Raw genomic sequence first — 14,387 nt, forward strand, 5'->3', positions numbered from 1 at the left:
AGTTTTTTGTTCAAAAAACAATAAGACATAGCCTAATTCTAGTAAAAGGCGACAAGTATGTCGCTTGTCGCCTTAACTTATTAGACTATAAGTGAGAGTCTTAAATTACCATTGGTAACCTACACCCACACCACCAGATAAGTGTCCTTGACTATTTGCAGTACCAGTCATTTTCAGGATTAACTTACCATTGTCACTCGCTCGTGAGTAACCCACGGCAACTGCCGATTCACCACCGTAAGTACCAGCAGAAGCTGCTACCATGGATTTACCTGGGATATAAACCTGTGGTAACGCCATACCTGCCGCAGCATTTGCACCAACACCACGAACACGTTTATCCACTTTGTTAATGTGGTTATGGATATTACCCACAGCACCACGTAATTGCCCTACATTCACTGCATCTGTATCTGCAATGCCTGGTGCAACGTTTGTGATACGTGCTTCCGCTCCACGAGCGCCGACGCTTAATTCTTTCACGCCGTCTTTCGCGGTTGAGCTTCCAAGGGTTACACCTTCTTTACCGCCCACTTGAACTGTGTTGAACGTTGGGGTCATTGAGGTGGCAACTGTGATGTCTGCGCCACTGCGGGTAATTTCTATATTATTACCTGCATTGATATTGACTGTGTTACCTGCCTTCACTTTGGTTGCCGCTTGGCTATCTACGCGTTTTTCATTAACGACGTTGATGACCGTGCCCCCTGCGGCTTTAGAATCAACATTCCAAGCTGCATTGTTCACCGTGGTAGCAAGAGTCGTTGCATTCACGTAGTGGCTACCGCCGTTTTCCGAACTTGGCACGTTAATTGAGCCATCTTCGTTGACTTTTGGTGCTTCTGCGTTGTTTACATTGAAGCTCACTTCAACTCCGCCGTTCGCGTTCTTCGCCACGTTTGCCGTTGTGCCTGAGCCATTGACAAACTTAACGATATCGCCTGGTTTCACTAACTCATTGCTGCCATCTGTTAAGGCGATGTTCCAGCCTGAGTTGTTAATCGCATCGGCAACGTTTTTCACTGTCGCAACGGTACCATTTGTACTGTTGCTGGTGACTTTACCTGCTTCATTGCCAAGCTCACCGGCTTTTACGCTGAAGCTGACATTCACGCCATCCACATTAGCTTTCACGCTAGCGCTATCGTTGAAGCTGACGGTTTGGCTGCCTACGGTTGTTGCGTTTGCATTGTCATTGTTACCGGTCAGTTTCCATTGAACGCCTGCAATCGTGCTGTTCAATTGGCTGACATTCACTGCGTCTGTTGCATTCGTTCCTGCTGCAACATTGGTGATTTTGTTGCCGCCATTATCTAAACCTTTATCGGTTAGGATTACGGTACTATTTTCACCTTTCACTGTGATGCCATTGTTCATGATTGAAGTATGAACGGTGTCATTGCCCACGGTGACGCTTGTGTTCGCTTTTAAGGTATCTACCTTGATGTCTTTCGCTAAATTGAAGGTGACGTTATTCGCGTCTTTGCTAATCTCGATATTGCCGTCACTATTACGCAAATCAACATTCGCACCCGGTGCCACATTGCCTGCGTCTTCTCCCTCATTTACCGATAAGTTCCAGCCGGCTTCTGCGATTTGTTTCACTGCATAGAGCTGGCTGCCGTTGATGGCGTCTTTGCTCTCTGCGCTGATTGTGCCGTTGCTAACATTCGTCACTTTCTTATCACCGGCATCTACACCATTTTCGGTAATACTTGGACCATCTTTAATGGTTAAACCACTATTATCAATCGTTGTATTACCAATAGTGACTGAGCCGTTTGATGTTAGGTTCAGGTTATTGCTCAAGCCAAAGGTGATATTGCCATCCTCTTGGGTGATAACAAGATTGTTATTTGCCGTTCTCAAGTCTACGCTTGCGTTCGGTTTCACATTAAAGGACTTGTCACCGTGATTTGTCGTCATAAACCAGCCCGCATTTGCTGTGGCATTGACTTTCTCTAGCTGATCAACATTCACTGCATCTGTGCCGTTTACACCCGGTGCAACATTGCTGATTGTCGCGTTGTTGATATTCACGGTGTTGTTGCCATTGCTATCACTTAGCGTAATCGTGGTCTTGCCATTGCTGCTGGTGATATTGTTGATGTCTCGCAGGTCGCTTGCCATCTTGATCACTAACTGACCGTTTTCATTATCCACACGTAAGTTTTTATCTGTCACATTCGCAGTTTCTGCTGTACGACCGATAATCTCTAACGTTTCACCCAGTTTCTTCGCAATCACTTCACCTGTGTCGCCTTTGAATTTCAAGCCGTCATCTAAGGTAGCAATTTCATGCGTTGTGCCGTTGGCATCGGTATAAACCACACGGGTTAGCGTTTCGCCGTCTTTTCCGTTGATACCTGGGGTGCCTTCAATCACTGTGACTGAAGCGTTCGCACCTGGTTTGCCATCGACTCCATCACGACCGTTAATGCCAATTGTGCCGTTGCCATAGATGGTTACGCCATCTGCGCCATCTTTACCGGCTACGCCCATTTGACCATCTTTACCATCTTTTCCACCAATGGTTAAGGTGCTGTTTAAGTCAAAGGTGATGTTACCGTTGTCTTGGCTAATCACAATGTTGCCATCTGCATTACGTAAATCCACTGTTGCATTTGGTTTCACATTGTAAGTCGCGTTACCTTCGTTTGTGGTAATCGTCCAGCCCGCATTTGCTGTGGCATTAACTTTCTCTAGCTGATCAACATTCACTGCATCTGTGCCGTTTACACCCGGTGCAACATTGCTGATTGTCGCGTTGTTGATATTCACGGTGTTGTTGTTATTGGCATCACCTAAGGTGATGGTTGTGCCGTTATTGTTGCTAATTGAGTTAATTTCTTGTAACTCTTTCGCCATTTTCAGCACTAACTTACCTTCTTCATTATCAACACGTAAGTTTTTATCTGTCACATTCGCATTCACGTCTGTGCGGCCGATAATCTCTAATGTTTCGCCCAGTTTCTTCGCAATCACTTCACCTGTGTCGCCTTTGAATTTCAAGCCGTCATCTAAGGTGGCAATTTCATGCGTTGTGCCGTTGGCATCGGTATAAACCACACGGGTTAGCGTTTCGCCGTCTTTGCCGTTGATACCTGGGGTGCCTTCAATCACTGTTACTGAAGCGTTCGCACCTGGTTTGCCATCGACTCCATCACGACCGTTAATGCCAATCGTGCCGTTGCCATAGATGGTTACGCCATCTGCGCCATCTTTACCGGCTACGCCCATTTGACCATCTTTACCATCTTTTCCACCAATGGTTAAGGTGCTGTTTAAGTCAAAGGTGATGTTGCCGTTGTCTTGGCTAATCACAATGTTGCCATCTGCATTACGTAAATCCACTGTTGCATTTGGTTTCACATTGTAAGTCGCGTTACCTTCGTTTGTGGTAATCGTCCAGCCTGCATTTGCTGTGGCATTGACTTTCTCTAGCTGATCAACATTCACTGCATCTGTGCCATTTACACCCGGTGCAACATTGCTGATTGTCGCGTTGTTGATATTCACGGTGTTGTTGCCATTGCTATCACTTAACGTAATCGTAGTATTGCCATTGCTGCTGGTGATATTGTTGATGTCTCGCAGGTCGCTTGCCATCTTGATCACTAGCTGACCACCTTCACTATCTACGCGTAAGTTCTTATCTGTTACAGCGGCATCATCTGTAGCTTTACCGATAATATCTAACGTTTCGCCCAGTTTCTTCGCAATCACTTCACCTTTGTCGCCTTTGAATTTCAAGCCGTCATCTAAGGTAGCAATTTCATGCGTTGTGCCGTTGGCATCGGTATAAACCACACGTGTTAGCGTTTCGCCGTCTTTGCCGTTGATACCTGGGGTGCCTTCAATCACTGTGACTGAAGCGTTCGCACCTGGTTTGCCATCGACTCCATCACGACCGTTAATGCCAATCGTGCCGTTGCCATAGATAGTTACGCCATCTGCGCCATCTTTACCGGCTACGCCTAACTGACCGTCTTTACCGTCTACGCCATCTTTGCCTTTTCCACCAATAGTTAAGGTGCTGTTTAAGTCAAAGGTGATGTTGCCGTTGTCTTGGCTAATCACAATGTTGCCATCTGCATTACGTAAATCTACCGTGGCATTTGGTTTCACATTGTAAGTCGCGTTACCTTCGTTTGTGGTAATCGTCCAGCCCGCATTTGCTGTGGCATTGACTTTCTCTAGCTGATCAACATTCACTGCATCTGTGCCGTTTACACCCGGTGCAACATTGCTGATTGTCGCGTTGTTGATATTCACGGTGTTGTTGTTATTGGCATCACCTAAGGTGATGGTTGTGCCGTTATTGTTGCTAATTGAGTTAATTTCTTGTAACTCTTTCGCCATTTTCAGCACTAACTTACCTTCTTCATTATCAACACGTAAGTTTTTATCTGTCACATTCGCAGTTTCTGCTGTACGACCGATAATCTCTAACGTTTCACCCAGTTTCTTCGCAATCACTTCACCTGTGTCGCCTTTGAATTTCAAGCCGTCATCTAAGGTAGCAATTTCATGCGTTGTGCCGTTGGCATCGGTATAAACCACACGGGTTAGCGTTTCGCCGTCTTTTCCGTTGATACCTGGGGTGCCTTCAATCACTGTGACTGAAGCGTTCGCACCTGGTTTGCCATCGACTCCATCACGACCGTTAATGCCAATTGTGCCGTTGCCATAGATGGTTACGCCATCTGCGCCATCTTTACCGGCTACGCCTAACTGACCGTCTTTACCGTCTACGCCATCTTTGCCTTTTCCACCAATAGTTAAGGTGCTGTTTAAGTCAAAGGTGATGTTGCCGTTGTCTTGGCTAATCACAATGTTGCCATCTGCATTACGTAAATCTACCGTGGCATTTGGTTTCACATTGTAAGTCGCGTTACCTTCGTTTGTGGTAATCGTCCAGCCTGCATTTGCTGTGGCATTGACTTTCTCTAGCTGATCAACATTCACTGCATCTGTGCCGTTTACACCCGGTGCAACATTGCTGATTGTCGCGTTGTTGATATTCACGGTGTTGTTGCCATTGCTATCACTTAGCGTAATCGTAGTGTTGCCATTGCTGCTGGTGATATTGTTGATGTCTCGCAGGTCGCTTGCCATCTTGATCACTAACTGACCGTTTTCATTATCCACACGTAAGTTTTTATCTGTCACATTCGCAGTTTCTGCTGTACGACCGATAATCTCTAACGTTTCACCCAGTTTCTTCGCAATCACTTCACCTGTGTCGCCTTTGAATTTCAAGCCGTCGTCTAAGGTGGCAATTTCATGCGTTGTGCCGTTAGCATCAGTATAAACCACACGGGTTAGCGTTTCGCCGTCTTTGCCGTTAATACCTGGGGTGCCTTCAACTACTGTTACAGTTGCATTAGAACCATTCATGCCTGGTTGGCCGTCTTTACCCGGAATGCCGTCTTTACCGTTGATACCTATCGTGCCGTTACCATAAATGGTTACGCCATCTTTACCATCTTTACCGGCTACGCCTAGCTGACCGTCTTTACCGTCTACACCATCTTTGCCTTTTCCACCAATGGTTAAGGTGCTGTTTAAGTCAAAGGTAACGTTATTCGCATCTTTCGTAATCACGATGTTGCCATCGCTGTTACGTAAATCCACTGTCGCATTCGGGCTAATATTGGTGCCGTTTTCGCCTGTATTCACCGTGAGATTCCAGCCTGCATTTGCCGTGCTGTTCACTTTTTCTAGCTGATCTACATTCACCGCATCTGTGCCGTTTACACCCGGTGCAACATTGCTAATTGTCGCGTTGTTGATATTCACGGTGTTGTTGCCATTGCTATCACTTAACGTAATCGTAGTATTGCCATTGCTGCTGGTGACATTATTGATGTCACGCAGGTCGCTTGCCATCTTGATTACTAACTGACCGCCTTCACTATCTACGCGTAAGTTCTTATCTGTTACAGCGGCATCATCTTTAGCTTTACCGATAATATCTAACGTTTCACCCAGTTTCTTCGCAATCACTTCACCTGTGTCGCCTTTGAATTTCAAGCCGTCATCTAAGGTGGCAATTTCATGCGTTGTGCCGTTGGCATCGGTATAAACCACACGGGTTAGCGTTTCGCCGTCTTTACCGTTGATACCTGGGGTGCCTTCAACTACTGTTACGGTTGCATTAGAACCATTCATGCCCGGTTGGCCATCTTTACCCGGAATGCCGTCTTTACCGTTAATGCCAATCGTGCCGTTACCGTAAATGGTTACGCCATCTTTACCATCTTTACCGGCTACACCTAGCTGACCGTCTTTACCGTCTACGCCATCTTTGCCTTTTCCACCAATGGTTAAGGTGCTGTTTAAGTCAAAGGTGACGTTATTTGCGTCTTTCGTAATCACAATGTTGCCATCGCTGTTACGTAAATCCACTGTCGCATTCGGGCTAATATTGGTGCCGTTTTCGCCTGTATTCACCGTGAGATTCCAGCCTGCATTTGCTGTGCTGTTCACTTTTTCTAGCTGATCTACATTCACCGCATCTGTGCCGTTTACACCCGGTGCAACATTGCTGATTGTCGCGTTATTGATATTCACGGTGTTGTTGCCATTGCTATCACTTAGCGTAATCGTGGTGTTGCCATTGCTGCTGGTGATATTGTTGATGTCTCGCAGATCGCTTGCCATCTTGATCACCAACTGACCACCTTCACTATCTACGCGTAAGTTCTTATCTGTTACAGCGGCATCATCTTTAGCTTTACCGATAATATCTAACGTTTCGCCCAGTTTCTTCGCAATCACTTCTCCTTTATCGCCTTTGAATTTCAAGCCGTCGTCTAAGGTAGCAATTTCATGCGTTGTGCCGTTGGCATCGGTATAAACCACACGTGTTAGCGTTTCGCCGTCTTTGCCGTTGATACCTGGGGTGCCTTCAACTACTGTTACAGTTGCATTAGAACCATTCATGCCCGGTTGGCCGTCTTTACCCGGAATACCGTCTTTACCGTTAATGCCAATCGTGCCGTTACCGTAAATGGTTACGCCATCTGCGCCATCTTTACCGGCTACACCTAGCTGACCGTCTTTACCATCTACGCCATCTTTGCCTTTTCCACCAATGGTTAAGGTGCTGTTTAAGTCAAAGGTAACGTTATTTGCGTCTTTCGTAATCACAATGTTGCCATCGCTGTTACGTAAATCCACTGTCGCATTCGGGCTAATATTGGTGCCGTTTTCGCCTGTATTCACCGTGAGATTCCAGCCTGCATTTGCCGTGCTGTTCACTTTTTCTAGCTGATCTACATTCACCGCATCTGTGCCATTTACGCCCGGTGCAACATTGCTAATTGTCGCGTTGTTGATATTCACGGTGTTATTGCCGTTAGCATCGCCTAACTTAATAGAAGTATTACCATTAGTGATACTTGTGATATTCGTTAAATCACCTTCGACATGGTAAGTCACATCCGTTGCATTTGTGGTTTCATTTAATTTCACCACGGCAACGGTATTATTACCATTTACAAAATTAACAACATCACCAGCCTTGATTTTGCTGACATTGCTTCCATTGCCTGCGACCGTCCAAGACACATTATTGATGGTTTCAACAATATCCCCTACAGTTGCCACATCGGTATTATTACTACCTGAAGCGACTTCTGCTTTGCCGGTTGTCGCGTTAGTTGTGGTATTACCTTCGCCAAAAGTAAAGGTTGTGCCATTATTAACAATGGTTGTGACATTATTGTTATCGCCTAAACGGATACTGTGATTATCACCATTACTGATATTAGTGATGTTGGTTAGCTTACCTGCAAGGTCAAAGGTGATATTACCGTTATCTTGGCTAATGACAATGTTGCCGTCTGCATTACGTAAATCTACCGTGGCATTTGGTTTCACGTTATAGGTTGTTTCACCTTTATTCGTGCTCACATTCCAGCCTGCATTTGCTGTGCTATTCACTTTCTCTAGCTGATCAACATTCACTGCATCCGTGCCGTTTACCCCAGCTTTTACTTCGGTAATCGTTGCGCCACCAATATTGACCGTATTGTTGCCATTTTCAACGCCAACTTTAATCGTTGTGCCGTTGTTGGTGATACTGCTGATGTTGGTGAGATCGCCTTCTACTGTCACCGTATAGTTGGTTAAACCTTTACCATCAGTTTCAGTGGTCACATTGACATTATTACCCGCTTTTACTACGGATTTTTCAGCATTCACCGTATAAACTGTGCCATTGGCATCTGAGATGCTGGTAACTGTGGTGTAGTTGCCCGCTTTAACTACTGATTTGCTGGCATTTAATTGTTGCAGATTCACCGCATCTGTGGCGTTTGTACCATTTGCAACATTGGTGATATTTGCACCATTAACATTTACTACATTATTGTTGTTGGTATCACCTAAGGTGATTTGTGTACCGTTATTATTTGTTAAAGAAGTAATGTTACTTAATGCACCTTCAACATTAAACTTAACATCTGCACCACCAGTTGAAGTATTGGCTGTCACGACAGCAACAGTATTGTTGCCATTGACAAAATTCACCACTTCGCCTGCGGTAATATTTTCTTTTACAGCACCATTGCCGGCTACAGCCCAGCTTACATTGTTGATGGTATTCACAATATCGCCAACGGTCGCAATATCTGTTGCATTTGAATTATTGCTAACTTTTGCTTTACCTGCATCAACTGTCGTAGTGCCGTTACCAATGGTTAATTTATTACCTTCATTATTTGTAATGCTGGTAATGTTAGTTAAATCACCCGTTACACTTACATTGTAAGTGGTTAGCCCTTTACCATCTGTAGTTGTAGTCACATTGGCATTTGTACCTGCCACAACAACCGATTTTTCAGCATTTACCGTATAAACCGTGCCATTGGCATCTGATGTACTGGTGACTGTGGTGTAGTTGCCCGCTTTAACCACCGATTTGCTCGCGTTTAACTGATCCAGATTTACGGCATCTGTACCGTTCTCACCCGCTTTAACATTCGTAATGGTTGCGCCATCAACATTAATCGCTTTATCACCATCTTTATTTTCTAACTTAATGGTGGTGCCGTTATTCGTAATACTTGTGATATTAGTGAGATCACCTTCAACATTGTAGGTCACCTCGGTTGCACCATTGTTTACTTTCGCAGAGGCTTTTGTATTTTTACCATCGATAAAATTAACGATATCACCCGCTTTAATCTGGCTCACATTGGCACCATTACCCGCAAGCGTCCAAGACACACCGTTAATCGTTTCAATAATATCGCCAACGGTCGCAACATCAGTGCTATTTGTACCCGTAACTAACTCGGCTTTACCACTCACATTTACCGTCGTATTTCCCGCACCAAAGGTAAAGGTCGTACCATTGCTAATAATGGTTGTAATATTGTTGTTATCACCTAAACGAATACTGTTGTTATCACCATTGCTAATATTCGTGATATTGCTCAAGTTACCTGCTAGCGCAAAGGTAATGTTTCCGTCTTTTTGACCAATAACAATATTGCCGTCTGAGCTACTTAAATCTACCGTGGCATTTGGTTTCACGTTATAGGTTTGATTGCCATTATTCGTCGTGACATTCCAACCCGCATTGGCCGTTGCATTCACTTTTTCCAACTGACCAACATTCACCGCATCCGTTAAATTTACACCCGCAGCGACATTAGTAATGGTTGCACCGCCAACATCAACGGTTTTATTCCCATTTTGATTATCTAATTTAATCGTTGTGCCGTTGTTGGTGATGCTGCTGATATTGGTAAGATCACCTTCTACTTTAACCGTATAGTTGGTTAAACCTTTACCATCAGTTTCAGTGGTCACATTGACATTGTTACCCGCTTTTACTACAGATTTTTCAGCATTTACCGTATAAACCGTGCCATTGGCATCTGAGGTGCTGGTAACTGTAGTGTAATTGCCTGCTTTAACTACTGATTTGCTGGCATTTAATTGTTGCAGATTCACTGCATCTGTGGCGTTTGTACCATTTGCAACATTGGTGATATTTGCACCATTCACATTGACCACATTATTGTTGTTGGTATCACCAATAGTGATCGTTGTGCCGTTATTGGTTAAAGAAGTAATGTTGCTTAATGCACCTTCAACATTAAACTTAACATCAACCCCGCCGGTTGTGTTGTTTGCAGTAACAACCGCAACACTATTATTACCATTAACAAAATTCACCACTTCGCCTGCGGTAATATTTTCTTTTACCTCACCATTGCCAGAGACTGTCCAACTTACATTGTTGATGGTCTTCACAATATCGCCAACGGTCGCAATATCTGTTGCATTCGAATTATCGCTAACCTTCGCCTTACCACCTTCAACGGTTGTTGTACCGTTACCAATAGTTAACTTATTACCTACATTATTTGTAATGCTGGTAATGTTAGTTAAATCACCAGCTACGCTTACATTGTAAGTAGTTAAACCATCACCGCTAGTCGTTACATTAACTTTGACATTAGTACCTTCAGTCACGACCGATTTTTCAGCATTCACTGTATAAACCGTGCCATTGGCATCTGATGTGCTGGTAACTGTGGTGTAATTGCCTGCTTTAACTACTGATTTGCTGGCATTTAATTGTTGCAGATTCACTGCATCTGTGGCGTTTGTACCATTTGCAACATTGGTGATATTTGCACCATTAACATTTACCACTTTATTATTGTTGGTATCGCCAATAGTGATCGTTGTGCCGTTATTGGTTAAAGAAGAAATATTCTTTAAATCACCCTCAACATTAAACTTAACATCAACCCCGCCGGTTGTTTTGTTTGCAGTAACAACCGCAACACTATTATTACCATTAGCAAAGTTCACCACTTCGCCTGCGGTAATATTTTCTTGAACAGCGCCATTGCCTGCTACAGCCCAACTTACATTGTTGATGGTATTCACAATATCGCCAACAGTCGCAATATCCGTTTTATTCGAATTGTTGCTAACTTTTGCTTTGCCACCTTCAACAGTTGTTGTGCCATTACCGATGGTTAGCTTATTGCCCACATTATTTGTAATGCTGGTAATGTTAGTTAAATCACCCTCTACATTAACCGTGTAATTCGTTAAACCTTTACCGTCTGTCTCTGTAGTGACATTAACATTATTACCCGCTTTTACCACTGATTTATCAGCATTTACCGTATAAACCGTACCATTTGCATCAGAGCTGCTGGTAACATTGGTGTAATTCCCTGCTTTAACCACCGATTTGCTGGCATTTAATTGTTGCAAATTCACCGCATCTGTTGCGTTTGTACCATTTGCCACATTTTGCACGGTATTACCGCCCATATTCACCACACCACTTGCATTCACAGTGAAATTATTCGTGGTTACGCTGTTAAAGGCAGGATCCATAGAAGTTGCAATACTAATCTTACGATCAGACTGCGTAATATTGATATTCTGCCCTGCATCGATAGTCACTAAATCGCCTAATTGAACATTGGCTGTTGAGCTATTATCTACCTTACCGCCAGCAGAAGCAGTTGTTGTGATATTCCAACCTTGTTTAATCGTATTATTTAAGTTGGTAATATTTTGGGTATTATTAGAAACTTGATTTATCGCATCTTTTGTTGTTTGGTTAAGATCGATCGTATATTTGAATACATTGTTAGCTTCACTAGATTCAGTGACTGTAACATAATCAGAACCTTTTTCAGCAATGGTTTTCAATGTATCAACAGTATAAGTAATAGAGCCATTTGTATGAGCTGTGCTAGAAACATTCGTATTTGTTCCCGCTTTTACAATACTCTTCTTAGCCGCCTCTACTGCTACTAAATAAAGTTGTGAACCATTGATTGCATCAGTAGAATTGGCAGAAACATTACCCGCCGCCACATTCACAATTTGGCGTTCAGCACCTTTTGAGCCCACAGAAACCACACTACTCGGGTTATTACCGGCAAAGCCAGTATAAGTAATGCCATTTACTGTTGCCGTGCTTTCTTTAGTTGCTTCACGAGTAGTAGAAGCTGAGCCAAGTGCAACCGCGTTGGTATGACTTGCTATTGCATTGGTACCGATTGCAGTAGCATTTGCCGCAGTGACATTTGCAGAGTGGCCAATCGCCATACCACTTTCAGCATTCGCACCGACTTGGCTACTCGCACCAATACTGGTAGAGAAATTGCTCAATGCTTTTGATTTCATTCCCACTGCGGTAGATTCTTTAGCATCTACTGTCGCATTTTCACCAATTGCAATACTACCGCCCGATTTCTGCGTTACATTTGCATCGGCACCAATAGCAATAGAGCGTTCACCACTTGCTTTAGAAGAGCTTCCCACCGCTACCGCAGCGCTGCCGTTAGAAAATGCTTCTGTACCAAACGCAATCGCCTTTTCTGCCGATGCATTTGATTGCACACCAAATGCAATTGCAGATACATTAGTTGCATTAGATTGCACGCCAAATGCAACTGCATTTTCACGCGTTGCGTTAGAAGCGGTACCTAATGCAAAGGCATTTTTATCTGTTGCGTTGGCATTAGTGCCTAACGAAAACGAACTTTCACCAGAAGAATTTGCGCTGGTACCTAAAGCAAAAGCATCATCTTTTAATGCACGAGATTTTGTACCTAAGGCAAAAGCTCTTTGTGCTTTTGCACTAGCATTTGCTGAAGCGACATTAGCTTGTAAATATGTATCATAAACAGAATCAAATGATCCTGCATTTGCTTCTGAACCAAATGCAAAAGAGTCATCACCATTTGTTTTTGCAGAAGTACCAATAGCAAAAGAACGATTGCCATTTGTTTGGGTATTATTCATTCCATCATATTTGGTTCTTCTCGCTTCATTAGTATCTGTACCATCTAAAGTCACATGGTCAGCACTACCAATCGCAAAAGATTGCGTCCCTTTAGCTGTCGCAGATGAACCAATCGCTAAGCTAGAGCGGCTATCTGCCCAAGCAGTAGAACCAATTGCAACAGAATAATCCCCAATAGCAGCAGATTGACGCATTGCCGCAAATGAGTTAAAGCCTGCTGCTCTTGATGAAGTACCAAGAGCTACAGAACCGATATCTAATGCTTGCGAATAAGCACCTATAGAAACCGCTAAGCCTCCGGATGCATTTGAATAATCCCCGATCGCAATACCATTAGAAAAGCCATTACGCTGACCTTTGGCATTCGCATTTTCACCCAAAGCAATACCAGTAGAATTACTTGAATTATACAAATCTACTTCAGAATTGCTTTCTGAGGCATTCGCATAAGATTTACTACCTGGGTTATAGTAGTTATAAGGGCGAGTACTTTGGGAAGAAACACTGCTTCCTGCTCCCCCCGAAATATCCGATTGATTAGTGTTTACTACTACTGCACCTTGCGCTGTTGTACTACTAATTGCAACTGCTGCTTCAGCACTTGAAGGTATCCCTAGCATAACCGAAGCAGAGAGTAAACTTAATGAGAATGTTTTTGCGTAGTTATTGGATACGTCAGCTCCCTGATTTACACTTGACGCAACTTTACCATTATTTTTGGCAAGTTCCGATGCGACCACAAATGTTCGTGTTGCATGGCTCCAAATAACCTTAAAGATCTTATTCATAAGAATAATCCTATTTTGTTTTTATAATAAAAAAGGCAAATACAGAAAAATGATCGCTATTATCAATAGAGATTTATTTTCTATATTTGCCCGCCTAGTTGGGTTAGCCCCAACGTACTAAAACCGCACAAAAACTGCGGTTCAAAAATAAATTCTAGACTTGCTTGCTTGCTTGCTTGCTTGCTTGCTTGCTTGCTTGCTTGCTTGCTTGCTTGCTTGCTTGCTTGCTTGCTTGCTTGCTTGCTTGCTTGCTTGCTTGCTAGTGTGTCATTTTTTAACGATATCAACAATATTGATACAACTATAACGCTCGGAGCGGAGTTTACTCCAAAGAAATTTTTAAGAAATCAAATTTGCACACTTTTACAATATATACATTCACTATTTTGATTAATTTAATTCTCTCCGTTCAAAAATAATCAATTAAACATATTGCTAAACCAATTTAGCCCAAAGAAAACGATTGCATCATAAAAAAATAACGTAATTTATATACGAATTTATAACATCATAATAATCACAGAAATCATCAAAAAACATCATTTGTAAATATCATTTACATTTCTCGTCTCCACGCCTTTAATATCTACATTCATCATAAAAGTTATGTAAATTTACTTAAATATCAAGCGGTTATACTGCAAGCAATATGAAAAAATATATTCAAAAACACAAAAAGGAAAAATGCATAAATAACACGCCAAAAATGATCATTATTTATATAATCACTTCATTTGTCACTCCATCAAAAAAAACAATTTAGCAGCTTGAACAAGCGGTTTATTTTGTCTCATTTT

1 protein-coding gene is annotated in these 14,387 nt (G+C 42.9%); it reads right to left on the reverse strand.

Annotated features, from left to right (window positions below):
- Window positions 1-105: 105 nt before the first annotated feature.
- Window positions 106-13,590, reverse strand: a complete 13,485-nt coding sequence (locus F542_RS07415; protein WP_025267213.1) for a YadA-like family protein — start codon at window positions 13,588-13,590, stop codon at window positions 106-108.
- Window positions 13,591-14,387: the final 797 nt, after the last annotated feature.

The sequence above is a fragment of the Bibersteinia trehalosi USDA-ARS-USMARC-188 genome, from assembly GCF_000521725.1.
Classification (GTDB): domain Bacteria; phylum Pseudomonadota; class Gammaproteobacteria; order Enterobacterales; family Pasteurellaceae; genus Bibersteinia; species Bibersteinia trehalosi.